Genomic DNA, 25,374 nt, shown 5'->3' with positions numbered 1-25,374 from the left:
GGGCCGTCGCCGGGCGATACGGTCGGTGCGTGGACCCTCTCGCGCGACTGGCCCGGGTGCCTCGGCGCCCGCCCGGCCCGGACGTGGCGCTGGCCGCGGTGCTGGCCGTCTGGGGCGTCGCCGAGGTGCTGCCGCCCGGCCCGGACCCGTTCTGGGTCGAGGCCGCGTTCGCCCTGACGGGGACGGTCCCGCTGGTGGCCCGGCGGTACGCGCCGCTGCCGGTGCTGGTGGTCATCGCGTCCGTGCTGCTGCTGTGGGGCGCCGTCGCCGAGGTGCCGCCGGCCACCGTCGCGCCGTTCCCCTCGCTCCTGGTGGCGGTCTTCTCCGTGGGGCTGCACGTGCGGTCCCTGCTCCTGGCGGCCGGGGCGTGGGCCGTCACCACCGGCAGCATGGCCACCGCCCTCGCCCTGCGGTACTACGGCGAGGACGAGCCGGACGTCGGGTCGGCCCTGATCATGGTGTTCTTCGTGACCGGCGCGTGGACGGCCGGGTGGCTGCTGCAGCGCCGGGAGGCCCAGTTGCGCGAGGCCGAGGAACGCACGCGCGAACGGGCCCGGGAGGCGGTCGCCGTCGAGCGGCTCAGGATCGCGCGCGAGCTGCACGACGTGGTCGCGCACTCCCTGTCCATCATCGCGCTGAACGCCGGGGCCGCGTACGAGGTCGGCGGGCTCGACCCGGAGCGGGCACGCGACCACATGGACGCGGTGGCGCGCACCGCCCGCGAGGCGCTGGTGGAGATGCGCCACGTGCTGGAGGCGCTGCGCAACGAGGAGGACGAGGCGCTGGCACCGCAGCCCACCCTGGACCGGCTGCCCGAGCTGGTGGAACAGGTCCGCTCCACCGGGCTGCCGGTACGGCTGGTCGAGCGGGGAGAGCGGAGGACACTGCCCGCGGGGCTGGAGCTCACCGCCTACCGGATCGTCCAGGAGGCGCTCACCAACGTCCGCCGGCACGTCGGACCGGCCGACACCGAGGTACGGGTGACCTACGGCGGCGCGGAACTCGGCCTGGAGGTCGTCAACGCCCCCGGGGCCGGCCCGCCGTCGCGGCCGTCCTCCCCCGGGCACGGCCTGGTCGGCATGCGCGAGCGGGCCCGCCTGTACGGCGGGGTGCTGCACGCGGGTCCCGCCGAGGGCGGCGGGTACGGTGTGCGCCTCCGGCTGCCCGTGGAGCCGGCATGATCCGGGTCCTGATCGCCGACGACCACGCGCTGGCGCGGTCGGGACTGTCGGCCATGCTCGGGGTCCAGCCCGACATCGAGGTGGCCGGGACGGCCGGGGACGGCGCCGAGGCGGTGGCCCAGGCGCGGCTGCTGCGGCCGGACGTGGTGCTGATGGACGTCCGGATGCCCCGGATGGACGGCATCGAGGCCACCCGGCGCGTCCGCGCCGAACCGGGATGCCCCGCGGTGCTGGTGCTGACCACCTTCGACCTCGACCAGTACGTGTACGAGGCGCTGCGCGCGGGCGCGGGCGGCTTCCTGCTCAAGGACGCCCCGCCCGGCCAGATCGCCGAGGCCGTCCGGACCGTCGCCGCCGGGCAGGCGCTGCTCGCCCCGGCGGTGACGCGGCGGCTGATCGAGCGTTTCTTGAGCGTGCCGCCCGGCGGGGGGACGGCCCTGGAGCGCCTCACCGCGCGCGAGCGGGAGGTGCTGGAGCACGTCGGGCGGGGCCGCTCGAACGCGGAGATCGCCGAGGTCCTGCACCTGTCCGAGGCCACGGTGAAGACACACCTGTCCAGGGTGCTGACCAAGGCCGGGCTCCGCGACCGGGTGGCGGCGGTGGTCTTCGCGTACGAGCAGGGCCTGGTCCGGGCGGGCGAGGCGGGATGAGGCGGGATGCGGCGGGGTGAGGCCGGTGGCCGGCGGGGCGGGGCGGGGAGGAGCGGGGCGGGTCAGCGGCCGGCGAGCTCCTGGACGACCGGGGTGAAGGCGTCCAGGTCGCGCTCGTGGTGGAGCACGAAGTAGGACACGTCGTGGGTGTCGCGCCAGTGGCGGAGCGTGTCGGCGATGTCGTGACGGGTGCCGAGCAGTACCCGCGGGGTCCCGTCCCGGCGAAAGGAGCCCGCGGCGCCCCATGACTCCCCGCGCCCGCGGACGCCGACCTGCTGGACGCCGGTGCCCAGCTCGATCCGGTCGTAGCGGTCCCCGGCCGCCCGCCGTACGACGTCGATCCTGGCCAGGAAGGCGGCGCGCCCGCCGTCCGTGCCATCGGGACCGTCAGGGCCTGTGCCGTCGGCGCGCACCCGCGTGCCGAGGTCGACCACGTCGGCCTCGCGGGCGGCGAGCCCGAGCAGGTGCGGGCCACCGCCGAGCAGCAGCCGCGGGTGGGGACGGCTCCACGGCCTGGGGCTCCGGTCCAGCTCGGTGATCCGGTAGTGCTCGCCGTGGAAGGTGAAGGGCCCGTCCCCCCACAGGCCCTTGAGCACGGCGACGGCCTCGGCCAGCCGGTCCACCCGGACCCCGGGCGGCTCGAACACCAGCCCGGCCGAGGCGTAGTCGGTGGCCGTCCAGCCGGTGCCCAGGCCCAGTTCCAGGCGTCCCTCCGAGAGCAGGTCGACGGTGGCGGCCTCCCTGGCGAGCACCGCCGGATGACGGAGGCCGTCGGCGGGGACCAGGGTGCCGACCCGCAGGCGCCCGGTGGCGCAGGCCGCCGCGGTCATGGCCGCGACCGGCGCGAAACGGGGGCCGGTCAGATGGCCGGGGACGAGCAGCACGTCGAAGCCCGAGTCCTCCAGGCGGCGGGCCTTCTCGGCCCAGTCCCCGGCCGAGACGGCCTCCCGGATCACGGCGGCGAACCGGAACGGTCGGTCCATCGGACGCCCCCTTATTTAGACCAAGCGCCTGATAAGCATAGGCCGGGGGTCACGGGCCGGGAAGGTCCGGCGCGTGATCACCGGTCCGGAAGGCCCGGAAGGTCCGGCGGAGGGACCACGGCACACCGACCCGAGCACGCGATCAGGGCATGGGAGCGTGCGAAACTGGATCGGTGACGTTATCTGTGGGTCTGGTGGGCGCCGGGCCATGGGCCGAGATGGTGCACGCGCCGATGCTCGCGGCCGGTCCGAACACGCGTCTGGCGGGTGTCTGGGCCCGCCGTCCCGAGGCCGCGGCCAGGTTCGGGGCCCCGGTGTTCGAACGCATCGAGGAGCTCTTCGACAACTGCGAGGCGGTGGCGTTCTCCGTCCCGCCCGCGGTCCAGGCCGAGCTCGGCGTGCTCGCGGCCAAGGCGGGCAAGGCACTGCTGCTGGAGAAACCGCTCGCCGCCGACCTGGCCGGGGCCCGCAGGCTGGCCGAGGCGGTCGCCGAGGCGGGCGTGCCCTCGCAGATGGTCCTCACCTGGCGCTACTCGCCCGCCACCCGCGCGTTCCTGGCGAGGGTCTCGGCCCTCGAACCGTTCGGCGGGCGGGCGGCCAACGTCTCCGGGGCGATGCTCGGCGGGGACTTCGCCACGTCCTGGCGCCTGGAGCGCGGCGCGATCCTCGACGTGGGCCCGCACATGATCGACATGCTGGACGCGGCGCTCGGCAGGGTCGTCGGGGTCCGCGCGCACGGCAACCCGCTGGGCTGGGTCGGGCTGCTGCTGGAGCACGAGACCGGCGCGGTCAGCGAGGCGTCGCTGTGCATGAGCGTTCCGGGCGAGGTCCCGCCCTCGCAGGTGGAGATCTACGGCCGGCTGGGGCGTGAGTCCCTCGACGACACCCGGCTCGGCTCCGACGTCTTCTCGCTGATGCTCGCCGAGTTCGCGCTGACCGTACGGCGTGGTGGGCACCCCCTGGACGCCGCGCACGGCCTGCGCCTGCAGGAGATCATCGCCTCCGCCGAGGAGCAGCTCGGCTGAGGCCCGGGCCCGCCGGTCCTCGGGGGGATTGATAGCGTTCGTCCGACGCGTAGCTGAGCGAAGTCCGGTGTGAGCCCGGCGCTGTCCCGCAACTGTCATGGCCCTTCCGGGGGTCGAGCCAGGTCGCCTCCGCCGCGTCGACGTCGTCGACCCTCGTGGAAAAGGGTGACCCGTCCTTTCCGGGTCTCTCGGTTCCGGCAACTGAAAGGACCTCGTGTGAGGCCCGTACGCAGCGCCCTCGCCGGTGCCCTGCTCGCCGCACTGACCCTGGCCGGGTGCGGCCAGAGCTCTCCCGCAGCCTCCCCGGCCGCGACCGCCTCCGCCTCCGCCCCCGCGGCCGCCACCCCCTCGGCGGCGGGTTTCCCCGTCACCGTCCAGGCGGGCAACGGCGCCGTCGCCGTGGCGCGCAGGCCCGAGCGGATCGTCTCGCTCTCGCCCACCGCCACCGAGGGCCTGTTCGCCATCGGCGCGGGCCCGCAGGTGATCGCCGTGGACGACCAGTCCAACCACCCCGCCGACGCCCCCAAGAGCGACCTGTCGAGCTTCAAGCCGAACGTCGAGGCCATCGTCGCCAAGAAGCCCGACCTGGTGGTGATCTCCAACGACACCGACAGCCTCGTGGCCGCGCTGGGCAAGGTCGGCGTCCCCGTACTGCTGGAGCCCGCCGCCACCGGGCTCGACGAGGCCTACGACCAGATCACCGACCTCGGCGCCGCCACCGGCAACGTGGACCGGGCCGCCGAGCTCGTCGCCGGGATGCGCAAGCAGCTCGACGAGATCGCCGCCACCGCGCCCAAGGACACGAAGCTCACCTACTACCACGAGCTGGACGTCACCCCCTACGCGGCGACCTCGTCCACCTTCATCGGTCAGATCTACGGGCTGTTCGGCCTGACCAACATTGCCGACAAGGCCCCCGAGGCGGCCGGAGGTTACCCCAAGCTCTCGGCCGAGTTCGTCGCCCAGGCCGACCCCGACCTGATCTTCCTGGCCGACACCAAGTGCTGCGGCCAGTCCAAGGCCACCCTCGCCAAGCGCCCGGGCTGGTCCAAGCTGTCGGCGATCGAGAACGACCGGGTGGTCCCGCTCGACGACGACGTCGCCTCCCGCTGGGGGCCGCGCGTCGTGGACCTGGCCAAGCAGGTCGGCGACGCCGTCCAGAAGGCCGCGGCCGGCCGGTGAGCCGCTAAGTGGCCGATCTCTTCCCTTCCCCCGGGTTCCACGGCGCGGGCGCGGACCGTCAGGCCGGGGTGCGGGCGAGGCAGGCGGCCCGGCTGAGCCCGGTGGTCGCGCTGGCCGCCGCCGGTCTGCTCCTGGCGAGCATGTTCGCCGGGCTGCTGGCCGGCGCGGCGGACATCGCGCCGCGCAGCGTGCTGCTCCAGCTGCTCGACTGGCTGCCGCTGGTCTCGGCCGACTCGGGGCTCGCCCCGGTCGAGCTGGGCCTGCTGTCGGAGATCCGGCTGCCGCGGATCGTGCTCGCCGCGCTCGTCGGCGGCCTGCTGGCCATCGCCGGGGCCGGCTACCAGGGTGTCTTCCGCAACCCGCTGGCCGACCCCTACCTGCTCGGAGCCGCCGCGGGCGCCGGGCTGACGACCACCGCGGCGATCGTCTTCGGACGGGGCGACGACATGGCCGTCGGCATCCCCCTGGCCGCCTTCGCCGGGGCCGTCGGCGGCGTGCTGCTCGCCTACGGGCTGGGCAGCGTGGCGGGCCGGGGCGGCGGCACCGCCACCCTGGTCCTCGCCGGGGTGGCGGTCACCTCCTTCCTCACCGCCGTCCAGACGTTCCTGCAGCAGCTGCGGGTCGAGGAGCTCCAGCGCATCTACGCCTGGATCCTCGGCGATCTCGGCGGCGGCTGGGGACAGATCACGCTGGTCGCCCCGTACGCCGCGGTCTCGGTGGTGATCATGCTGCTGCACGGCAGGCTGCTCGACGTGCTCTCGGTCGGTGACGACGAGGCCGTCACCCTGGGCCTGAACGCCACCCGCGTCCGGTTCATCGTGCTGCTCGCGGCGTCCCTGGCCACCGCCGCGGCCGTCGCGGTCAGCGGGCTGATCGGCTTCGTCGGCATCGTGGTGCCGCACGCGGTCCGCCGCCTGACCGGGACGTCGTACCGGATCGTGCTGCCGATCTCGCTGATCGGCGGGGCCGCCTTCCTGGTCCTGGCCGACCTGCTCGCCCGGACCGTGCTCGCCCCGGCCGAGCTGCCCATCGGCGTGGTGACCGCCTTCGTCGGCGCGCCGTTCTTCGTGGCCGTGCTGCGGATGACCCGGAGGATGGAGACGTGACACCTTCCGCGCCGTGCCGGACGCCGCGCCGGACGCCTTGCCGGACGCCTTGCCGGACGTCGTGTCGGACGTCGTGCCGGGCGGGGACGCGATGAGCCGCCTGACGGTGCGGGACCTGTCGGTCGTGCTGGACGGGCGGCCCGTGCTCTCCGAGGTCGGCCTCGACGTCCGCGACGGCGGCTGGCTGGCCGTCATCGGGGCCAACGGCGCGGGCAAGTCCACACTGCTGCGAGCCCTGGCCGGGGTGCTCCCGTACGGCGGCGACGTGCTCATCGACGACACCCCCGTCCGGCGGCTGCGGCACAGGGACCGCGCCCGGCTGCTCGCCTACGCTCCGCAGACCCCGGCGCTGCCGGTCGACATGACCGTGTTCGACTACGCCCTGCTCGGCCGCACCCCGTACATCCCCTACCTGGGACGCGAGGGGCGATGCGACCGGGAGGTGACCGCGTCGGTGCTGGAGCGGCTGGACCTGTCGCGGCTGGCCTCCCGTCCGCTCGGCCGGCTGTCCGGTGGCGAGCGCCAGCGCGTCGTGCTCGCCAGGGCGCTGGCCCAGCAGGCCCCGGTGCTGCTGCTCGACGAGCCGACCACGGCCCTGGACCTGGGACACCAGCAGCAGGTGCTGGAGCTGGTGGACCGCCTGCGGCTGGCCGACGGGCTGACCGTCGTCACGACCCTGCACGACCTGAGCCTCGCCGGCCAGTACGCTGACGCGATGATGCTGCTCTCGGCAGGCCGGGTGGCCGCCTCGGGGGTTCCCGCCGAGGTGCTGACCGAGGAGCTGATCGCCGAGCACTTCGAGGCCCGCGTCCGCGTCGGGACCGGCCCCGCGGGCAGGCCCGAGGTCCACCTGGAGCGCCCGTGATGACCGCGCCGATCCCGGGCCGACCTGGAGCGCCGGTGAAAGCGACGCCGATCCCGGGCCACCTGGAGCACCCGTGAGAGCCACGCCCGTCCTGAGCCACCGCCACGAGGACGGCGCCCGGCTGGCCTGCCTGCTCTGGGAGTTCGGCCCCGGATGGCGGGCGATCTCCTCGGCCGTGCTCGGCGGCGGCATCGGCCCGGCCGCCTGGGCGCTCAACGCGCAGGTGGTCGCCGGGTACGCGCGGACGGACCCGGTGGAGCACCTGCTGGAACTGGCCCCGCCCGGACCCGGCGTCGGCATGCTCACCGCGGCGTCGGTCGACCGGTTCACCCGGGCCGCCGACGGGGGAGTGGAGGTCGTCGCGACCGTCGGCCTGCGCGTCCCCACCTGGGCGGCCGCCCCCGAGGGCGTGCCCGACCCCGAACTGGCCCCGATGCTCCTGCCCGAGCCGACCCCGATGCTCCTTCCCACCCCCGGCCCCGGCCCCGGTCCGGTTCCGGCGCGCCTGCCGGGCACGGTCAACATCATCGTGGCCGTACCGGTTGCGATGAGCGACGCGGCCCTGGTCAACGCGGTCATGACGGTGACCGAGGCCAAGAGCCAGGCGCTGCTGGAGACCGGTTTCTCCGGTACCGGCACCGCCTCCGACGCCGTCTGCGTGGCCGTCCCCGAGCACGGCCCGCAGGAACCGTTCGGCGGCCCCCGCTCCACCTGGGGTGCCCGCATCGCCCGAGCCGTCCACACCGCCGTCCACGAAGGCGCCCACCTGTGGTCGAATCGTGACGCTTCAACTACGTACCGTTAGAGAATCGTGGGAAGTAGCATGTGGACGAAGGTGAGACTCCCGATACTGGGCGGGTGACGACGATGGCGACGACGGAGCCGACGACCAGGCGGACGGTTCTTCACGGAGAGCCGCCGTTCACTGTCGATGACCTGCTCACGTTCCCCGACGACGGGAACCGTTACGAGCTCTTCAACGGGAGCCTGCTGGTGAGTCCTTCCCCCATTCCTCTGCATCAGCGTGCGATCGCGCGTCTCATGCGCATCCTCGAAGACGCCGCACCGCCGGAGTACGAGCCGATGCAAGAGGTCAACCTCCGGGTGAGCGACCGTGACTTCTTCATCCCCGACCTCGTCGTGGTCCCGACGGAGACCGTCGAGGAGACGGAACTGATGTTCGCGCCGCGCGACCTCCTGCTGGCCGTCGAGATCGTCAGCCCGAGCACCCGGGCGCGGGACCGTCACCTCAAGAGGGCCGCCTACGCCGCGGCGGGTATTCCCGTCTACTGGCGGATCGAGCTGTCCGACGGGCCGTCTATCCATGTCCATGAGCTCGCGGGTGACGAATACAAGCCCGCCGAGAGGCACGACGCGGGAGAGGCCGCGAACCTGTCCGTCCCGTTCGAGGTGTCCTTCGACCCGGCCGTGCTGGTCCGTCCCCGAGCCTGACCGGGCGCACGCCTTCGCATACCTCATCGTCATGAGGCGCGGCGCCGGTGGTGACCGTCGGATCCGCCTCCCCGGGGAACGCGGTCTTTCGGCTTCCGGGTCGGTCTCCTGGACGCGGGGCCGTCCCGTCGCCCGGCTCGCCGCACCCGACGACCGGACCGCTCCGCGTCGCCGTACCGTCCGGGGTGATCGTGGCATCGAACCGTACCTATAGCTGGATATATGTATTTATGTCTCTTTTGTCTGCTATCGGGGAAATGTAAAGCAACGTCCTATGAGGGAGTTGGTAGGCCCGGTGTGACCGGGCTTCCGGCCGGATTCCGGTATCCGTCCGTTGTCGCCCACGGGGCCCACGAGGATTAGACTTTGCGTAACCACCCGCGACGGGGTGTGGGTTGGTGAAAGGCCGTGAACAGGATGGTGAAGGCCGTAAAGGGATGACCGTCCCGTGACTTCCGGCGGGCCGGGACGAGCACGACGACAGCCACCCCGCCTCCGGGCGGTTCACATGTTCATCCCGATTGACGACCCTTGTTTCATGCCCGGTAGGGAGCGGAGATGCGGCGGTCAGGTTCGGCGCTGGCGATGGTCGGAGGGCTCTGTCTGGCGATCGCCGGGACGGCCCCCGCGCTGGCCCACGAGCATCCCAGCGGGATCACCGACCTGGTGACCCCGGCGGTGGTCCGGGTCGAGGCCACCGCGAACGTCGACATCACGTTGCTCGACCACATCGGCGAGCTGGTTCACGTGGAGCGTTCCTACAAGGTGCCCATCGGCAGCGGCACCGGCACCGTGATCAACCCCGAGGGTGGCATCGTCACGCTCACCCGGGTGGTCACGACCGAGCGTGACATGCGCATCCACGCCGCCAACAAGATCTTCGCCGAGCACCACAAGGTCAAGATCCCCGCGGACTTCGAGCGGCACAGGCTCAAGGACGACAAGCTCGACCACCACCTGCAGGAGTGCTACCCGCCCAAGCGGTCCACCGCCACCTGCATCGTCGACGTCACCACCGAGATCACGGTCTTCCCCAACATCTCCCCGGCCGACAAGAAGGGCTTCAAGGCCGAGATCGTCCGCGCCGGTGACACGCCCGACAGTCCCGCGGTGCTGGCGCCCGTCGGGCGCGCCGACGGCAGCGCGGGCCTGCCCACCGCCCCGCTCGCCGCCACGGTGCCCTCCAAGGAGGGCTCGCCGGTGGCGGTCGCGGGGTTCACCGGACGGCCCGCCGCGAACCTGCCCGAGGCCGTCGACATCGCCCACCTGCGGGCGGGCGGCGCCGGTGAGGGCGGCCGGCAGTTCAAGGACCCGGAGAACAAGGTCGACGAGCCCAAGAAGCTGGGCGCCCTCATCGACAAGGGGCTGCTCGGCGGCCCGGTCATCGAGGACAAGAAGGGCGAGGTCGTCGGCCTGCTCGTCGGTGGCGGCGCCGAGGCCCGCATGATCGGCATCCGGGAGGTCACCAAGGCCCTGGCCGAGGCGAACGTCACCCCCGGGCGCGGGCCGATCGACGCCGCCTTCGAGCAGGCGCTGACCCGCTTCCACACCCACTACTACGGCGACGCCGTCCCCGCCTTCCAGCGGGTGCTGGACCTCTACCCCGGCCACACCGTGGCCGCGGCCCACCTGAAGACCTCCCAGGCCAAGCGCGGCACCGCCGAGGACCAGGCAACCAAGACGGCGGCCGCCTCCACCGACACGCCCCGGGGTGCGCCGCTGTGGCCGTTCGTCGCCGGTGGCGGCCTGCTGGTGCTGGCCGTGCTGACCACCGCCTTCCTGCTGTGGCGCCGCAGACCCGCCGACACCGACACCGGGCCCGAGACGGGGCCCGCGACCGGGCCCCGCACGGCCGCCGACACCCGTCCTCCCCTGCTCGATCCGCCGTCCCTCCCGCCCCGGCAGGTCCTCGACGATCAGGCCGACTCCACCAGGGTGGTCAGCCGCTCCTTCCCGGCCCTGCCCAAGCTCTCCTCGACCGCACCCGGGCCGGTGCTGGTGGCGCGCGACCCCGGCGCCCAGACCGGTCCCGGCGTCAAACCGGCCGACGCCACGGTGCAGCAGAAGTACTGCACCGGCTGCGGGATGCGACTGGGCACGGCCCACAGCTTCTGCGGCTACTGCGGCCAGCCGACCAAGACGTGACGCCGGTGAACGACAGGGCACTGATCGGCCGGGAAGTGGCCGGCTACCAGATCGAGGACATCATCGGCAAGGGCGGCATGGCCGTGGTCTACCTCGCCATCGACCCCAGGCTCAACCGCCGGGTGGCGCTGAAGATCCTCAACCCGCTGCTCGGCGAGGACGAGAGGTTCCGCCAGCGCTTCGTGCTGGAGTCGCGCACGGTCGCCAGCATCGACCACCCCAACATCATCCCGATCTACGAGGCCGACAGCGCCGACGACGGCACCCTCTACATCGCCATGCGCTACGTCGACGGCCCCGACCTGCGCAAGCTCTTCTACGACCGCGGGCCGATGGCGGTCGGCCAGGTCAACCGGATCTTCGCCCAGGTGGCCGCCGCGCTCGACACCGCGCACGCCCACGACCTGGTGCACCGCGACGTCAAGCCCGCCAACATCCTGATCGCCGCGCACACCGAGGGCGACCACGCCTACCTCACCGACTTCGGCATCACCAAGCACCGCACCTCGATCTCCGGGCTGACCCAGACCAACCAGTTCATCGGCACCCCTCGCTACATGTCGCCCGAGCAGATCAACAAGGAGCACATCGACGGCCGCTGCGACCAGTACGGCCTGGCCTGCGTGGTCTACGAGGCCCTGTCCGGACGGCTGCCCTTCCAGCGCGACAACGAGATCGCCCTGCTGTGGGCCCACCTCGCCGAGACCCCCACGCCGCTCACCACGCTCCGCCCCGAGCTGCCGCCCCAGGTGGACGAGGTCATGACGCGGGCCCTGGCCAAGTCCCCCGAGCAGCGCTACGAGACCTGCGGCCGGTTCGTCGCGGAGCTGCGTGACGCGATCAGCGGCGCCGACCAGCCGTACCGGCTCACCCAGGCGCCCCTCGCGCCGGCGCCGACCGCTCCGGGACGCAGGCCCGGCACCGGGGCCTCCGGCCGCAAGGGCATCCTGATCGGCGCGAGCGTGGCGATCACGGCGATCGTCGTGCTGGTGGCGGTGCTCGCGTCGTTCCTGCGCGGCGGCGACGCCTGGGCGCAGTACCGGGGCTCGTCCGCGGTGCCGGTCGCGTTCGAGCACCCCGACGGCTGGACCCTGGAGCCGCACGCGGACGTGTTCGTGATGGCCTCGCCCCGGTCCGACCGGTTCCGGGCGCTGTTCGCCACGCCCGTCACCGCGGACTGGGCCGCCGCGAACGAGATCATCAAGGCCACCCCCCAGGAGGCCACCGGCCTGTACGCGCAGACGCTCGACACCCTCGACCCGCGCAGCGGCGCCGAGCGGCTGCAGGAGACCCTGCAGTCCTCGCTCCCGGGCACCGTCAGCGTCTTCTCCCAGGTCGTCCAGGTGAGCGTGGGCGGCAAGACGGCCTCACGGCTGCAGGGGACGATCGCCGACCCGCAGCGCGGAGGCCGGCTCGACTTCACCGGCTGGGTGGTCGACCGGCCGGACGAGGCCGCCCTGCTGATCTATTTTTGCGCGCCCGGCACCTGTGACGACGCGATCGCTCTCCGGTTCGTGCGCAGCGTCTCCTTCCCGGCCTTCTGAGGCCGTCCGGCCTCGCCGGACGCACCTGTCCGCGGCGACGGCCGGAAACGTCCTCTCGTGCCGACGACCGTGCGCGGGCGGTCGCATCGGGGATGACCGGTCATCATCCCCGGCCGGGGTCTCATTCGGTATGCCGGGTGTCCTCCGCCAGCGCCTTGAGCCTCAGCAGGTTGGCCTCCCAGGTGGTCGCGACGCTCGCCATCCACTGCGCGGTCTCGGCCAGCCGGGACGGGTTCGCACTGTAGAGTCGCGCGCGCCCCAGCCGGCGGCTGGACACCAGATCGTGCTGCTGCAGTGCGATCAGGTGTTTGATCACCGCCGGCCGGCTGACCGGCAACGGGGCGGCCAGCTGTGTGGCCGTCTGCTCACCTCGCTCCGCGAGCAGTTGCAGAACGTGCCACCGGGTGGGGTCGGCCAGCGCCGCCAGTACCTGCGGCTGTGGCCGGGTCACCGCCGCTGTGCCAGGCGGTCGGGCGTCGCGGCGTGATCCTGCAGCGCTGACAGGCCGCCGGTCCATCCGTCGGCCGCGCCGCGGGCATGGATGCGCCGCTGCTCGGGCCCCACGGCCAGTTCGTCGAACCCGCTCTCGGTCACGACGAGACGCGTGCCGCCGTCGGCGGCGGACAGGGTGAACGTCACAAGGGTCTGGTGTCCCGGTCGTGGATCCTCGTCCGGCACCGACGAGTACCGGTAGGAGAAGACCGTGGGCCGCTCGACCCGCTCGATGACGCCCCGGAAGGAGCCGTGCTCCTTCCAGGTGTGGACCAGCGTCCCACCCGGGCGCAGGTCGATGTCCGCCCCGTCGAAGGCGAACCAGGCCCGGATGTGCTCGGCCTGGGTGAGGAGTCGCCACACGTGCTCGACGGTGGCATCGATGAAGATCTCGTGCTCGATCCGGTCCATGGTTCTTCCCCTCGCGTCTTGTGTCACCCAAGGGTTACACATGGGCTCAGGGAGACGCAACCCTGCGGTTACACATCCGGGGTGCCGGGCCCTGGTTCAGGCGATGAGCCCGTCCGCCGGCGACTTGCGTCCCACTTGTGACCGGCTTGTCCGGGCGTTTTGTCCTATGGGCAAGACGGTCACCAGGCTTTAGTCTCCCCGCATGGCGGTTCCCCCCTCCCGTCCGGCGCACGCGCACGGCCGTACGGGTCGTCGACCGCGCGTCCCGGGAACGAGGTGCCCAGTCGTCGGCCAAGGAGAAGAAGTGAACATCCGCGTCGTCATCGCCGACGACCAGGCGATGGTCCGCGCCGGTCTGAAGCTGGTCGTGGAGAGCGAGCCCGGCCTGGAGGTGGTCGGCGAGGCCCCCGACGGGATCGAGGCGCTCGCCGTGGCCCGCAGGACCAGGCCGGACATCGTGCTGATGGACATCTCGATGCCCCGCATGGACGGCCTCACCGCGGCCAGGGAACTGCTGGGCCAGCAGGACCCGCCCAAGGTGGTCATGCTGACCACCTTCGACACCGACGAGAACCTCTACGCCGCGCTGCGCGCCGGGACCAGCGGGTTCCTGCTCAAGGTGTCACCGCCCGAGCAGCTGGTGGAGGCGATCCGGGTGGTCGTCGCGGGCGACGCCCTGCTGGACCCGGCCGTCACCACCCGCGTCATCGCCTCCTTCGCCGGCCGGCACGACCCCGCGCCCCCGCCGCAGCTCGCCGAGCTCACCCCGCGCGAGCTGGAGGTGCTGCGCTCGCTGGCCCGCGGCCTGACCAACGCCGAGATCGCCGCGGAGCTCTTCGTCGGCGAGGCCACGGTCAAGACCCACGTGGCGCGGGTGCTGATGAAGCTCCACCTGCGCGACCGGGCTCAGGCGGTGGTGTTCGCGTACGAGTCGGGCGTGGTCCGGCCGGGCAGCTCGGTCGGGTAGCTCGGTCGGGTAGTGGCCGGAGCGGCGGGGCGACGATCGGCGGCGTGCCGGAGGCGACGCGCCGGAGCCGGGCGGAGTCGGTGAACACGGGCCTCTCCTGTCCGTACGGGGGCCGCGACGGCCCGCCACCAGGACGGTAGGCGGCGGCCCCGCGCCGGGTCGTCCGCCGCGGGACTGATCCGGGGTCCCCCTGGCGGGGTAAGAGGACCGCGGGGCGGGCAGGCCGGGCGTCGGCACGCCCGCGAGCGTGGGGCAGGCCGTGCAGCCCTGCCCGGGGACCGTGAACCCCGGCTCGGGAACGGGCAGCGGGGAGACGGCCGCGACCACGGCCACCGGTCCGGCTCTCCTGGGTCCCGCGACCCTGCCGACCGGTCTGGCTCTCCTGCGTCCCGCGACCCTGCCGATCGCGGGCCGGAAGCCGGGAGGCCGCGGCGCGCAGGGCCTCCGACGCCTCGCCCGGCCCGCCGGTGAGCGGGTCCCCGTGACCGAAGCAGACCGTGTCCGCGTCCAGGGCGGCGAGCCTGCGGAAGGTCTCGGCGGCGCGGGGACGGTCGAGGTTGAACACGCCCAGGATCGGGGGGTTTGAAAACGGAGGTAAGATGATAGAGAAGGAGGGGAGAAGCATTTAAAATGGGAAAGAGGAAGAGAAGGAAGGGAAGGGAAAAGGAGCAAGCTGAAGTAGGTGGGGGAAGCTAAGAGAGGAAAAAACGTGAAAAGAAAAAAGAAGTAGAGTAAAAAGTCAAAATTCATAAGAGAGAGGTAAAACAGGCCAGGGAAGGAGGAGGGGGCGGCTTAAAATGTTCCGTTAAAGGGTAGACCCCCCCCTTCGTCTAGGACAAAAACAGGACCGTAAAAAGGAGGACGGATTACACGACAGAGCGGATAAGATACGGGGAGTAACTAATGGGTTCTGAAGACGGGCGCTTGGCGGCACGCGGACGAACCGGCCGGCCTCGATAGTGGAACGGAAACAACAGTTCCAAAGTGACACGCCCATCACCGTCGGCACAGTATCTAACACGCCCAGGCCGGCCCCTTCCGTACCTCGGGCAGGCCGAGCCGGTGTGGCGTTCGAAAGCACCATCGAGTGCGAGATGTTCCCGTCACCGGCAAGATCCTTGATCGCCCCTAGGACCCTAACCTGCAGACGTCCGGACCGCAGGAAACACATGTCAACACGTAGAGGCCTTTGATAGCGGGCCAGGAGCCGGCCACGCAGGTGTCGATGTCAACGTCCACCGCGCCCCCCGGCGAGCAGCGAAACAAAGAAGATACAATAGAGACAGGAGCCCATCAACACCGTAGTTTAACCCTGACAAGGGCAGGCCAGGAGAGCATAACTACCAGACATCTCGAAAATGTAGGGCAGCAGACGAGACGATTCTCCAATGCCCGCATAGAATCCTCCGATGTCCTTGAGAACAGGCTCGCGGATAGCGAATGAGGGACTCCGGATTCCGGGCAAGGGCTGTAAGCTAGTAAGGCACACCGCCGTTCACGCAATCAAGGAGTGACCACGGAGCGCTCCGGGCGGGACCGGCGCGCCCCTCCCGGTGAGCTTCATACTCCCAGATATTGGCCACGCGAGAAATCGTTACACGGACCTCCCTGCCGCAACACCCCTGACGAATATGGTAAAAAGTACACACGTATTGCCTGGACGCGTTCTTACGTATGGTCAGTTTTGGTCACCCGGGACAACCAGAGGTTAGCAGAGAGTTCAACCTTCCTTCCGCATAACCTCGCCAATGGCCTTCTTATGCCGCCTTTAATGCCGACACGGTAGCCACCCGTTGAGCTGCCCGCACGCGACATACTAAAAAGGCTATCCTTCGAGATTACGAAAGGGCACACAACATGGTGCTCTAAGGATAGGTTGACCGTGCTTCCCGGTTCACATTGACTCTCTCCGGCCACTCCCGTGAAGGGCAAAATTAGGGAGAGAGAAAGAGAAGGTGTGGGAAAGGCGGAAACAAATGCAGGGAAAAAAAGAAGATGACAGCAGAGGGAAGAAGACAAAAGAAAGAGCAGGTTGTTCGAGAGAGATCACACGGCGCGCATATCGATCGGTGTAGCGGTGTGACTGCTATGGATGCGTGATGGGTGCTCTGCACGGCGGCGTCGGTGCCGGTGCCGTGACACGGCCGTGCGACGCCCGCCTGCACGGGAGCGGAGAGAGCGGTGAACGGGAGGAGAAAAGCGGCAGCCACCGCTAGGGGGGCAAGACGGTACCGCACCATGTGCCTTTCGTACGAAGGATGCCTTTTATGTCGCGTGCGGGACACGCAAAGGGTGCTATGTCGGCATTAAAGGCGGCATAAAGGCATGGCGAGGTTAGCGGAAGAAGGTGAACTCTCAAACCTGGTTTTCCGGTGACCAAAAACGACCATAAGTAAACGGACGATTACAAGCGGGGTGAGGGGTCCGTACGAGATCGTCTTCCCGGGCGGCGCCGGTCCCGCCCGGCGCGCTCCGCCCTGCGTGAACGGCGTGGGCCGCCCTTGCCCGGCCGCCCTACGCTCGCGGCATGGAGATCGTCCGGTCTGCTGCCCGAGCTTCACCAGCTGCGTTTCGAGGTCGGCCACGCCTACCTGTGGGCCGACCCCGGGGCGCTGACGTTGATCGACACCGGCGTGGCCGGCTCCGGGCCCGCGATCGCCGAGGCGGTCCGGAGCCTGGGCCGCGATCCCGGTGAGATCCGCACCGTGGTGCTGACCCACTTCCACGAGGGACCACACCGGCTCGGCCGCCGAGGTCGCCGGCTGGGGGGACGTCACGGTGATGGCGCACCGCCTCGAGGCCCCGGTCGTCCGCGGGGAGGTCCCCGGGCCGCCGGCCCGTCTTCACCGACGCCCGGACTGGGAGCGCGACCTGTACGAGAACATGGTGAAAGCCGCCCCCGGCGCCGCCCTTGCCGGGTGGACCGCGAGCTGGAGGACGGGGACGTGATCGACTTCGGTGGCGGGGCACGGGTGGTCCTCGCGGACGGCCACACCGACGGCAGCGTCGCCGTGTACCTGCCCGGCCGTTCGCGTCCTGTTCACCGGCGACGCCGTCGCGAGCATGGACGGCACCCCGATCCTGGGCGTGTTCAACCCGACCGTCCCCCGCGCCGCCGAGACCTTCCGCAGGCTCGCCGCCCTGGACGCGGACACGGTCTGCTTCGGTCACGGGGACCCGCTCACCGGCGGGCCGGGGCGAGGCGTCGGGAGGCCCTGCGCGCCGCGGCCTCCCGGCTTCCGGCCCCGCGATCGGCAGGGTCGCGGGACGCAGGAGAGCCAGACCGGTCGGCAGGGTCGCGGGACCCAGGAGAGCCGGACCGGTGGCCGTGGTCGCGGCCGTCTCCCCGCTGCCCGTTCCCGAGCCGGGGTTCACGGTCCCCGGGCAGGGCTGCACGGCTGCCCCACGCTCGCGGGCGTGCCGACGCCCGGCCTGCCCGCCCGCGGTCCTCTTACCCCCGCCAGGGGGACCCCGGATCAGTCCCGCGGCGGACGACCCGGCGCGGGGGCCGCCGCCTACCGTCCTGGTGGCGGGCCGTCGCGGCCCCCGTACGGACAGGAGAGGCCCGTGTTCACCGACTCCGCCCGGCTCCGGCGCGTCGCCTCCGGCACGCCGCCGATCGTCGCCCCGCCGCTCCGGCCACTACCCGACCGAGCTACCGACCGAGCTGCCCGGCCGGACCACGCCCGACTCGTACGCGAACACCACCGCCTGAGCCCGGTCGCGCAGGTGGAGCTTCATCAGCACCCGCGCCACGTGGGTCTTGACCGTGGCGACTCGCCGACGAAGAGCTCCGCGGCGATCTCGGCGTTGGTCAGGCCGCGGGCCAGCGAGCGCAGCACCTCCAGCTCGCGCGGGGTGAGCTCGGCGAGCTGCGGCGGGGGGGGCGCGGGGTCGTGCCGGCCGGCGGAAGGAGGCGATGGACGCGGGTGGTGACGGCCGGGTCCAGCAGGGCGTCGCCCGCGACGACCACCCGGATCGCCTCCACCCAGCTGCTCGGGCGGTGACACCTTGAGCAGGAACCCGCTGGTCCGGCGCGGCAGCGCGGCGTAGAGGTTCTCGTCGGTGTCGAAGGTGGTCAGCATGACCACCCTGGGGCGGGTCCTGCTGGCCCAGCAGTTCCCTGGCCGCGGTGAGGCCGTCCATGCGGGGCATCGAGATGTCCATCAGCACGATGTCCGGCCTGGTCCTGCGGGCCACGGCGAGCGCCTCGATCCCGTCGGGGGCCTCGCCGACCACCTCCAGGCCGGGCTCGCTCTCCCACGACCAGCTTCAGACCGGCCGCGGACCATCGCCTGGTCGTCGGCGATGACGACGCGGATGTTCACTCTTCTCCTTGGCCGACGACTGGGCACCTCGTTCCCGGGACGCGCGGTCGACGACCCGTACGGCCGTGCGCGTGCGCCGGACGGGAGGGGGGGGAACCGCCATGCGGGGAGACTAAAGCCTGGTGACCGTCTTGCCCATAGGACAAAACGCCCGCGGACAAGCCGGTCACAAGTGGGACGCAAGTCGCCGGCGGACGGGCTCATCGCCTGAACCAGGGCCCGGCACCCCGGATGTGTAACCGCAGGGTTGCGTCTCCTGAGCCCATGTGTAACCCTTGGGTGACACAAGACGCAGAGGGGGAAGAACCATGGACCGGATCGAGCACGAGATCTTCATCGATGCCACCGTCGAGCACGTGTGGCGACTCCTCACCCAGGCCGAGCACATCCGGGCCTGGTTCGCCTTCGACGGGGCGGACATCGACCTGCGCCCGGGTGGGGACGCTGGTCCACACCTGGAAGGAGCACGGCTCCTTCCGGGGCGTCATCGAGCGGGGTCGAGCGGCCCACCGGGTCTCTCCTACCGGTACTCGTCGGTGCCGGACGAGGGATCCACGACCGGGACACCAGACCCTTGGTGACGTTCACCCTGTCCGCCGCCGACGGCGGCACGCGTCCTCGTCGTGACCGAGAGCGGGTTCGACGAACTGGCCGTGGGGCCCGAGCAGCGGCGCGCATCCATGCCCGCGGCGCGGCCGACGGATGGACCGGCGGCCTGTCAGCGCTGCAGGATCACGCCGCGAACGCCCGAACCGCCTGGCCACAGCGGCGGTGACCCGGCCACAGCCGCAGGTACTGGCGGCGCTGGCCGACCCCACCCGGTGGGCACGTTCTGCAACTGCTCGCGGAGCGAGGTGAGCAGACGGCCACACAGCTGGCCGCCCCGTTGCCGGTCAGCCGGCCGGCGGTGATCAAACACCTGATCGCACTGCAGCAGCACGATCTGGTGTCCAGCCGCCGGGCTGGGGCGCGCGCGACTCTACAGTGCGAACCCGTCCCGGCTGGCCGAGACCGCGCAGTGGATGGCGAGCGTCGCGACCACCTGGGAGGCCAACCTGCTGAGGCTCAAGGCGCTGGCGGAGGACACCCGGCATACCGAATGAGACCCGGCCGGGGATGATGACCGGTCATCCCCGATGCGACCGCCCGCGCACGGTCGTCGGCACGAGAGGACGTTTCCGGCCGTCGCCGCGGACAGGTGCGTCCGGCGAGGGCCGGACGGCCTCAGAAGGCCGGGAAGGAGACGCTGCGCACGAACCGGAGAGCGATCGCGTCGTCACAGGTGCCGGGCGCGCAAAAATAGATCAGCAGGGCGGCCTCGTCCGGCCGGTCGACCACCCAGCCGGTGAAGTCGAGGCCGGCCTCCGCGCTGCGGGTCGGCGATCGTCCCCTGCAGCCGTGAGGCCGTCTTGCCGCCCACGCTCACCTGGACGACCTGGGAGAAGACGCTGACGGTGCCCGGGAGCGAGAGGACTGCAGGGGTCTCCTGCAGCACGCCTCACGGCAGCCGCTGCGCGGGTCGAGGGTGTCGAGCGTCTGCCGCGTACAGGCCGGTGGGCCTCCTGGGGGGGTGGGCCTTGATGATCTCGTTCGCCGGGCGGCCCAGTCCGCGGTGACGGGCGTGGCGAACAGCGCCCGGAACCCGGTCGGACCGGGGCGAGGGCCATCACGAACACGTCCGCGTGCGGCTCCAGGGTCCAGCCGTCGGGGTGCTCGAACGCGACCGGCACGCGGGACGAGCCCCGGTACTGCGCCCAGGCGTCGCCGCGCGCGCAGGAACGACGCGAGCACCGCCACCAGCACGACGATCGCCGTGATCGCCACGCTCGCGGCCGATCAGGATGCCCTTGCGGCCGGAGGCCCCCGGTGCCGGGCCTGCGCGTCCCGGAGCGGTCGGCGCCGGCGCGAGGGGCGCGCCTGGGGTGAGCCGGTACGGCTGGTCGGCGCCGCTGATCGCGTCACGCAGCTCCGCGACGAAACCGGCCGCAGTCTCGTAGCGCTGCTCGGGGGGACTTGGCCAGGGCCCGCGTCATGACCTCGTCCCACCTGGGGCGGCAAGGCTCGGGGCGGGAGCGTGGTGAGCGGCGTGGGGGTCTCGGCGAGGTGGGCCCACAGCAGGGCGATCTCGTTGTCGCGCTGGAAGGGCAGCCGTCCGGACAGGGCCTCGTAGACCACGCAGGCCAGGCCGTACTGGTCGCAGCGGCCGTCGATGTGCTCCTTGTTGATCTGCTCGGGCGACATGTAGCGAGGGGGTGCCGATGAACTGGTTGGTCTGGGTCAGCCACGGAGATCGAGGTGCGGTGCTTGGTGATGCCGAAGTCGGTGAGGTAGGCGTGGTCGCCCTCGGTGTGCGCGGCGATCAGGATGTTGGCGGGCTTGACGGTCGCGGTGCACCAGGTCGTGGGCGTGCGCGGTGTCGAGCGCGGCGGGCCACCTGGGCGAAGATCCGGTTGACCTGGCCGACCGCCATCGGCCCGCGGCGTCGTAGAAGAGCTTGCGCAGGTCGGGGCCGTCGACGTAGCGCATGGCGATGTAGAGGGTGCCGTCGTCGGCGCTGTCGGCCTCGTAGATCGGGGTGATGGTTGGGGTGGTCGATGCTGGGCGACCGTGCGCGACTCCAGCACAGAAGCGCTGGCGGAACCTCTCGTCCTCGCCGAGCAGCGGTGTGAGGATCTTCAGCGCCACCCGGCGGTTGAGCCTGGGGTCGATGGCGAGGTAGACCACGGCCATGCCGCCCTTGCCGATGATGTCCTCGATCTGGTAGCCGGCCACTTCCCGGCCGATCAGTGCCCTGTCGTTCAACCGGCGTCACGTCTTGGTCGGCTGGCCGCAGTAGCCCGCAGAAGCTGTGGGCCGTGCCAGTCGCATCCCGCAGCCGGTGCAGTACTTACTGCTGCACCGTGGCGTCGCGGCCGGTGTTGAACGCCGGGACCGCGTCTGGGCGCCGGGTCGCGCGCGCGCCACCAGCACCGGCCCGGGGTGCGGTCACGAGGAGAGCTTGGGGCAGGGCCGGGAAGGAGCGGACTGGAACCACCCTGGTGGAGTCGGCCTGATCGTCGAGGACCTGCCGGGGCGGGAGGGACGGCGGATCGAGCAGGGGAGGACGGGTGTCGGCGGCCGTGCAGGGGCCCGGTCGCGGGCCCCGTCTCGGGCCCGGTGTCGGTGTCGGCGGGGTCTGCGGCGCCACAGCAGGAAGGCGGTGGTCAGCACCGGCCACAGCACCAGCAGGCCGCCACCGGCGACGAACGGGCCACAGCGGCGCACCCCCGGGGCGTGTCGGTGGAGGCGGCCGCCGTCTTGGTTGCCTGGTCCTCGGCGGTGCCGCGCTTGGCCTGGGAGGTCTTCAGGTGGGCCGCGGCCACGGTGTGGCCGGGGTAGAGGTCCAGCACCCGCTGGAAGGCGGGGACGGGCGTCGCCGTAAGTAGTGGGTGTGGAAGCGGGTCAGCGCCTGCTCGAAGGCGGCGTCGATCGGCCCGCCGCCCGGGGGTGACGTTCGCCTCGGCCAGGGCCTTGGTGACCCTCCCGGATGCGATCATGCGGGCCTCGGCGCCGCCACCGACGAGCAGGCCGACGACCTCGCCCTTCTTGTCCTCGATGACCGGGCCGCCGAGCAGCCCCTTGTCGATGAGGGGCGCCCAGCTTCTTGGGCTCGTCGACCTTGTTCTCCGGGTCCTTGAACTGCCGGCCGCCCTCACCGGCGCCGCCCGCCCGCAGTGGGCCGATGTCGACGGCCTCGCGCAGGTTCGCGGCCGGGGCCGTCGGTGAACCCCGCGACCGCCACCGCGAGCCCTCCTTGGAGGCACCGTGGCGGCGAGCGGGGCGGGTGGGCAGAGCCCGCAGCTGCCGTCGGCGCGCCCCGACGGGCGCCAGCACCGCGGGGACTGTCGGGCGTGTCACCGGGCGACGATTCTCGGCCTTGAAGCCCGTCTTGTCGGCCGGGGAGATGTTGGGGAAGACCGTGATCCTCGGTGGTGACGTCGACGATGCAGGTGGCGGTGGACCGCTTGGGCGGGTAGCACTACCTGCAGGTGGTGGTCGAGCTTGTCGTCTGAGCCTGTGCCGCTCGAAGTCGCGCGGCGGGGATCTTGACCTGTGGTGCTCGGCGACGAAGATCTTGTTGGCGGCGTCACGCGTATGGCGCATGTCACGCTCGGTGCGTGACCACCCGGGTGAGCGTGACGATGCCACCCTCGGGGTTGATCACGGTGCCGGTGCCGCCTGCCGATGGGCACCTTGTAAGGAACGCTCCCACGTGACCAGCTCGCCGATGTGGTCGAGCAACGTGATGTCGACGTTCGCGGTGGCCTCGACCCGGACCACCGCCGGGGTCACCAGGGCGGTGATCCCGCTGGGATGCTCGGGGCCAGCGCGGGGGCCCGTCCCGGCGATCGCCAGACAGAGCCCCTCGACCATCGCCAGCGCCCCGAACACTGACGCGCGCATCTCCGCTCCCTACCCGGGCATGAAACAAGGTCGTCAATCGTGATGAACATGTGAACCGCCCGGAGGCGGGGTGGCTGTCGTCGTGCTCGTCCCGGCCCGCCGGAAGTCACGGGACGGTCATCCCTTTACGGCCTCACCATCCTGTTCACGGCCTTTCACCACCACCCACACCCCGTCGCGGGTGCGTTACGCAAAGTCTAATCCTCGTGGGCCCCGTGGGCGACAACGGACGGATACCGGAATCCGGCCGGAAGCCCGGTCACACCGGGCCTACCAACTCCTCATAGGGACGTTGCTTTACATTTCCCCGATAGCAGACCAAAGAGACATAAATACATATATCCAGCTATAGGTACGTTCGATGCCACGATCACCCGGACGGACGGCGAGCGGAGCGGTCCGGTCGTCGGGTGCGGCGAGCCGGGCGACGGGACGGCCCCAGCGTCCAGGAGACCGACCCGGAAGCGAAAGGACCGCGTTCCACGGGGAGGCGGATCCGACGGTCACCACCGGCGCCGCGCCTCATGACGATGAGTATGCGAAGGCGCGTGCGCCCGGGTCAGGCTCGGGACGGACCAGCACGGGCCGGGTCGAAGGACAACCTCCGAACGGGACGGACAGGTTCGCGGCCTCTCCCGCGTCGTGCCTCTCGGCGGGCTTGTATTCGTCACCCGCGAGCTCATGGACATGGATACGCGGCCCGTCGGACGCTCGATCCGCCAGTAGACGGAATACGACTCGCGGGCGTAGGCGCCCTCTTGAGGTGACCGTCCCCGCGCCCGGGTGCTCGGGCTGACGATCTCGACGGCCAGCAGGAGGTCGCGCGGCGCGAACATCAGTTCCGTCTCCTCGACGGTCTCCGTCGGGACCACGACGAGTCGGGATGAGAAGTCACGGTCGCTCACCCGGAGGTTGACCTCTTGCATCGGCTCGTACTCCGGCGGTGCGGCGTCTTCGAGATGCGCATGAGACGCGCGATCGCACGCTGATGCAGAGGAATGGGGGAAGACTCACAGCAGGCTCCCGTTGAAGAGCTCGTAACGGTTCCCGTCGTCGGGGAACGTGAGCAGGTCCATCGACATGAACGGCGGCTCTCGTGAAGAAACGTCCGCCTGGTCGTCGGCTCCGTCGTCGCCATCGTCGTCACGCCCAGTATCGGGAGTCTCACCTTCGTCCCACATGCTACTTCCACGATTCTCTAACGGTACGTAGTTGAAGCGTCACGATTCGACCACAGGTGGGCGCCTTCGTGGACGGCGGTGTGGACGGCTCGGGGCGATGCGGCACCCCAGGTGGAGCGGGGGCCGCCGAACGGTTCCTGCGGGCGTGCTCGGGGAACGGCCACGCAGACGGCAGTCGGAGGCGGTGCCGGTAACGGAGAAAACCGGTCTCCAGCAGCGCCTGGCTGCTTGGCCTCGGTCACCGTCATGACCGCGTTGACCAGGGCCGCGTCGTCATCGCAACCGGTAGCGGCACGATGATGTTGACCGTGCCCGGCAGGCGCGCCGGAACCGGACCGGGCACGGGGCCGGGGGTGGGAAGGAGCATCGGGGTCGGCTCGGGCAGGAGCATCGGGCCAGTTCGGGGTCGGGCACGCCCTCGGGGGCGGCGCCCAGGTGGGGACGCGCAGGCCGACGGTCGCGACGACCTCCACTCCCCCGTCGGCGGCCCGGGTGAACCGGTCGACCGACGCCGCGGTGAGCATAGCCGACGCCGGGTCCGGGCGGGGCCAGTCCCAGCAGGTGCTCCACCGGGTCCGTCCGCGCGTACCCGGGCGACCACCTGCGCGTTGAGCGCCCAGGCGGCCGGGCCGATGCCGCCGCCGAGCACGGCCGAGGAGATCGCCCGCCATCCGGGGCCGAACTCCCAGAGCAGGCAGGCCAGCCGGGCGCCGTCCTCGTGGCGGTGGCTCAGGACGGGCGTGGCTCTCACGGGTGCTCCAGGTGGCCCGGGATCGGCGTCGCTTTCACCGGCGCTCCAGGTCGGCCCGGGATCGGCGCGGTCATCACGGGCGCTCCAGGTGGAACCTCTGGCCTGCGCCGCGGGGCCGGTCCCGACGCGGACGCGGGCCTCGAAGTGCTCGGCGATCAGCTCCTCGGTCAGCACCTCGGCGTGAAACCCCCGAGGCGGCCCACCCGGCCTCGCCGAGAGCAGCATCATCGCGTCAGCGTACTGGCCGGCGAGGCTCAGGTCGTGCAGGGTCGTGACGACGGTCAGCCCGTCGGCCAGCCGCAGGCGGTCCACCAGCTCCAGCACCTGCTGCTGGTGTCCCAGGTCCAGGGCCGTGGTCGGCTCGTCGAGCAGCAGCACCGGGGCCTGCTGGGCCAGCGCCTGGCGAGCACGACGCGCTGGCGCTCGCCACCGGACAGCGGCCGAGCGGACGGGAGGCCAGCCGCGACAGGTCCAGCGCTCCAGCACCGACGCTGGTCACCTCCCGGGTCGCATCGCCCCTCGCGTCCCAGGTGGGGATGTAGGGGTGCGGCCGAGCAGGGCGTAGTCGAACACGGTCATGTCGACCGGCAGCGCCGGGGTCTGCGGAGCGTAGGCCGAGCAGCCGCGCGGTCCCTGTGCCGCAGCCGCCGGACGGGGGTGTCGCGATG

23 protein-coding genes and 1 pseudogene are annotated in these 25,374 nt (G+C 71.4%); 13 read left to right on the top strand and 11 right to left on the bottom strand.

What is annotated here, in order from left to right; genetic code table 11:
- Positions 1-29 precede the first annotated feature (29 nt).
- Together ABD832_RS35120 and ABD832_RS35115 are read left to right on the top strand one after the other, a co-directional pair.
- Positions 30-1,181 carry a sensor histidine kinase gene (locus tag ABD832_RS35120; RefSeq protein ID WP_344904566.1) on the top strand — a complete coding sequence of 384 codons (1,152 nt, stop codon included), beginning with the start codon at positions 30-32 and terminating at the stop codon, positions 1,179-1,181.
- Positions 1,178-1,831, top strand: a complete 654-nt coding sequence (locus ABD832_RS35115) for a response regulator (RefSeq protein WP_344904563.1) — start codon at positions 1,178-1,180, stop codon at positions 1,829-1,831. The genes ABD832_RS35120 and ABD832_RS35115 overlap by 4 nt, the downstream gene beginning before the upstream one ends.
- A 62-nt stretch (positions 1,832-1,893) precedes the next feature.
- On the opposite strand, the gene ABD832_RS35110 is transcribed toward ABD832_RS35115, so the two are convergent.
- Positions 1,894-2,814 carry a TIGR03621 family F420-dependent LLM class oxidoreductase gene (locus tag ABD832_RS35110; protein WP_344904560.1) on the bottom strand — a complete coding sequence of 307 codons (921 nt, stop codon included), beginning with the start codon at positions 2,812-2,814 and terminating at the stop codon, positions 1,894-1,896.
- A 173-nt stretch (positions 2,815-2,987) separates the two neighbouring features.
- Here ABD832_RS35110 and ABD832_RS35105 point away from each other — a divergent pair, with 173 nt between their 5' ends.
- From ABD832_RS35105 to ABD832_RS35070, 8 genes are all read left to right on the top strand, one after another.
- The gene (locus tag ABD832_RS35105; protein WP_344904557.1) at positions 2,988-3,839 is read left to right on the top strand and encodes a Gfo/Idh/MocA family protein; all 852 of its coding nucleotides are present in this window, start codon (positions 2,988-2,990) and stop codon (positions 3,837-3,839) included.
- A 216-nt stretch (positions 3,840-4,055) separates the two neighbouring features.
- Positions 4,056-5,021, top strand: coding sequence for an ABC transporter substrate-binding protein (locus ABD832_RS35100; RefSeq protein ID WP_344904554.1), 966 nt, complete (start codon positions 4,056-4,058; stop codon positions 5,019-5,021).
- A gap of 68 nt (positions 5,022-5,089) precedes the next feature.
- Complete coding sequence (locus ABD832_RS35095) at positions 5,090-6,127, top strand: FecCD family ABC transporter permease (protein ID WP_413224547.1); 1,038 nt, start codon at positions 5,090-5,092, stop codon at positions 6,125-6,127.
- A gap of 13 nt (positions 6,128-6,140) precedes the next feature.
- Positions 6,141-6,992: an ABC transporter ATP-binding protein gene (locus ABD832_RS35090; protein WP_344904551.1), complete on the top strand. Its 852-nt coding sequence runs from the start codon at positions 6,141-6,143 to the stop codon at positions 6,990-6,992.
- 73 nt (positions 6,993-7,065) lie between these two features.
- Positions 7,066-7,797 carry an adenosylcobinamide amidohydrolase gene (locus ABD832_RS35085; protein WP_344904548.1) on the top strand — a complete coding sequence of 244 codons (732 nt, stop codon included), beginning with the start codon at positions 7,066-7,068 and terminating at the stop codon, positions 7,795-7,797.
- A gap of 62 nt (positions 7,798-7,859) precedes the next feature.
- The gene (locus ABD832_RS35080) at positions 7,860-8,444 is read left to right on the top strand and encodes a Uma2 family endonuclease (protein WP_344904602.1); all 585 of its coding nucleotides are present in this window, start codon (positions 7,860-7,862) and stop codon (positions 8,442-8,444) included.
- A 558-nt stretch (positions 8,445-9,002) separates the two neighbouring features.
- The gene (locus ABD832_RS35075; RefSeq protein ID WP_344904545.1) at positions 9,003-10,589 is read left to right on the top strand and encodes a hypothetical protein; all 1,587 of its coding nucleotides are present in this window, start codon (positions 9,003-9,005) and stop codon (positions 10,587-10,589) included.
- Between the two features lie 5 nt (positions 10,590-10,594).
- Positions 10,595-12,133, top strand: a complete 1,539-nt coding sequence (locus ABD832_RS35070) for a serine/threonine-protein kinase (protein ID WP_344904541.1) — start codon at positions 10,595-10,597, stop codon at positions 12,131-12,133.
- 121 nt (positions 12,134-12,254) lie between these two features.
- Here the strand turns inward: ABD832_RS35070 and ABD832_RS35065 are convergent, their stop codons facing one another.
- Positions 12,255-12,584 (bottom strand): ArsR/SmtB family transcription factor, encoded by a 330-nt coding sequence (locus ABD832_RS35065; RefSeq protein WP_344886581.1) that lies wholly within the window; start codon positions 12,582-12,584, stop codon positions 12,255-12,257.
- A complete protein-coding gene (locus ABD832_RS35060) occupies positions 12,581-13,036 on the bottom strand; it encodes an SRPBCC domain-containing protein (RefSeq protein ID WP_344886583.1) in 456 nt (151 codons plus the stop codon). Before ABD832_RS35060 ends, ABD832_RS35065 begins: the two co-directional genes overlap by 4 nt.
- Before the next feature lie 304 nt (positions 13,037-13,340).
- Here ABD832_RS35060 and ABD832_RS35055 point away from each other — a divergent pair, with 304 nt between their 5' ends.
- Positions 13,341-14,003 carry a response regulator gene (locus ABD832_RS35055; protein WP_344886585.1) on the top strand — a complete coding sequence of 221 codons (663 nt, stop codon included), beginning with the start codon at positions 13,341-13,343 and terminating at the stop codon, positions 14,001-14,003.
- Between the two features lie 3,740 nt (positions 14,004-17,743).
- On the opposite strand, the gene ABD832_RS35050 is transcribed toward ABD832_RS35055, so the two are convergent.
- Entirely contained in the window at positions 17,744-18,088 is a 345-nt protein-coding gene (locus ABD832_RS35050; protein WP_344904538.1) for a response regulator transcription factor, read from the bottom strand.
- A 551-nt stretch (positions 18,089-18,639) separates the two neighbouring features.
- On the opposite strand from ABD832_RS35050, the gene ABD832_RS35045 reads away from it, so the two are divergent.
- Positions 18,640-18,912, top strand: coding sequence for an SRPBCC family protein (locus ABD832_RS35045; RefSeq protein ID WP_344904535.1), 273 nt, complete (start codon positions 18,640-18,642; stop codon positions 18,910-18,912).
- A gap of 251 nt (positions 18,913-19,163) precedes the next feature.
- Positions 19,164-19,274: pseudogene (locus ABD832_RS42400) on the top strand (ArsR family transcriptional regulator); the annotation flags it as partial.
- Between the two features lie 893 nt (positions 19,275-20,167).
- On the opposite strand, the gene ABD832_RS35040 reads toward ABD832_RS42400, so the two are convergent.
- The 7 genes from ABD832_RS35040 to ABD832_RS35015 all read right to left on the bottom strand — a co-directional run bounded on the left by ABD832_RS35040 (position 20,168) and on the right by ABD832_RS35015 (position 25,192).
- A complete protein-coding gene (locus ABD832_RS35040) occupies positions 20,168-20,572 on the bottom strand; it encodes a hypothetical protein (protein ID WP_425582710.1) in 405 nt (134 codons plus the stop codon).
- Between the two features lie 36 nt (positions 20,573-20,608).
- Positions 20,609-21,133 (bottom strand): protein kinase family protein, encoded by a 525-nt coding sequence (locus ABD832_RS35035; RefSeq protein ID WP_344904532.1) that lies wholly within the window; start codon positions 21,131-21,133, stop codon positions 20,609-20,611.
- A gap of 401 nt (positions 21,134-21,534) precedes the next feature.
- A complete protein-coding gene (locus ABD832_RS35030; RefSeq protein WP_344904528.1) occupies positions 21,535-22,026 on the bottom strand; it encodes a hypothetical protein in 492 nt (163 codons plus the stop codon).
- Between the two features lie 505 nt (positions 22,027-22,531).
- Positions 22,532-22,774, bottom strand: a complete 243-nt coding sequence (locus ABD832_RS35025) for a hypothetical protein (RefSeq protein WP_344904525.1) — start codon at positions 22,772-22,774, stop codon at positions 22,532-22,534.
- A gap of 1,010 nt (positions 22,775-23,784) precedes the next feature.
- On the bottom strand, positions 23,785-23,955 hold the full coding sequence (locus ABD832_RS35020; protein ID WP_344904522.1) for a hypothetical protein: 171 nt from the start codon (positions 23,953-23,955) through the stop codon (positions 23,785-23,787).
- A gap of 17 nt (positions 23,956-23,972) precedes the next feature.
- Positions 23,973-24,203: a hypothetical protein gene (locus tag ABD832_RS42395; protein WP_425582709.1), complete on the bottom strand. Its 231-nt coding sequence runs from the start codon at positions 24,201-24,203 to the stop codon at positions 23,973-23,975.
- The gene (locus tag ABD832_RS35015) at positions 24,200-25,192 is read right to left on the bottom strand and encodes an ATP-binding cassette domain-containing protein (protein ID WP_344904519.1); all 993 of its coding nucleotides are present in this window, start codon (positions 25,190-25,192) and stop codon (positions 24,200-24,202) included. Before ABD832_RS35015 ends, ABD832_RS42395 begins: the two co-directional genes overlap by 4 nt.
- Between the last annotated feature and the right edge of the window lie 182 nt (positions 25,193-25,374).

This window comes from Streptosporangium longisporum (assembly GCF_039534895.1).
Classification (GTDB): Bacteria; Actinomycetota; Actinomycetes; order Streptosporangiales; family Streptosporangiaceae; genus Streptosporangium; species Streptosporangium longisporum.
This window is presented reverse-complemented; position numbering and strand designations above follow the sequence as displayed.

Excerpts from the sequence above, each read along its gene's own strand:
- ABD832_RS35115 (WP_344904563.1), top strand. The coding sequence starts at position 1,178 with ATGATCCGGGTCCTGATCGCCGACGACCACGCGCTGGCGCGGTCGGGA.
- ABD832_RS35110 (WP_344904560.1), bottom strand. The coding sequence starts at position 2,814 with ATGGACCGACCGTTCCGGTTCGCCGCCGTGATCCGGGAGGCCGTCTCG.
- ABD832_RS35080 (WP_344904602.1), top strand. The coding sequence starts at position 7,860 with ATGGCGACGACGGAGCCGACGACCAGGCGGACGGTTCTTCACGGAGAG.
- ABD832_RS35075 (WP_344904545.1), top strand. The coding sequence starts at position 9,003 with ATGCGGCGGTCAGGTTCGGCGCTGGCGATGGTCGGAGGGCTCTGTCTG.
- ABD832_RS35060 (WP_344886583.1), bottom strand. The coding sequence starts at position 13,036 with ATGGACCGGATCGAGCACGAGATCTTCATCGATGCCACCGTCGAGCAC.
- ABD832_RS35050 (WP_344904538.1), bottom strand. The coding sequence starts at position 18,088 with ATGCTGACCACCTTCGACACCGACGAGAACCTCTACGCCGCGCTGCCG.
- ABD832_RS35045 (WP_344904535.1), top strand. The coding sequence starts at position 18,640 with ATGGACCGGATCGAGCACGAGATCTTCATCGATGCCACCGTCGAGCAC.
- ABD832_RS35040 (WP_425582710.1), bottom strand. The coding sequence starts at position 20,572 with ATGTCGCCCGAGCAGATCAACAAGGAGCACATCGACGGCCGCTGCGAC.
- ABD832_RS35025 (WP_344904525.1), bottom strand. The coding sequence starts at position 22,774 with ATGCGCGCGTCAGTGTTCGGGGCGCTGGCGATGGTCGAGGGGCTCTGT.
- ABD832_RS35020 (WP_344904522.1), bottom strand. The coding sequence starts at position 23,955 with ATGTGGGACGAAGGTGAGACTCCCGATACTGGGCGTGACGACGATGGC.
- ABD832_RS42395 (WP_425582709.1), bottom strand. The coding sequence starts at position 24,203 with ATGACGGTGACCGAGGCCAAGCAGCCAGGCGCTGCTGGAGACCGGTTT.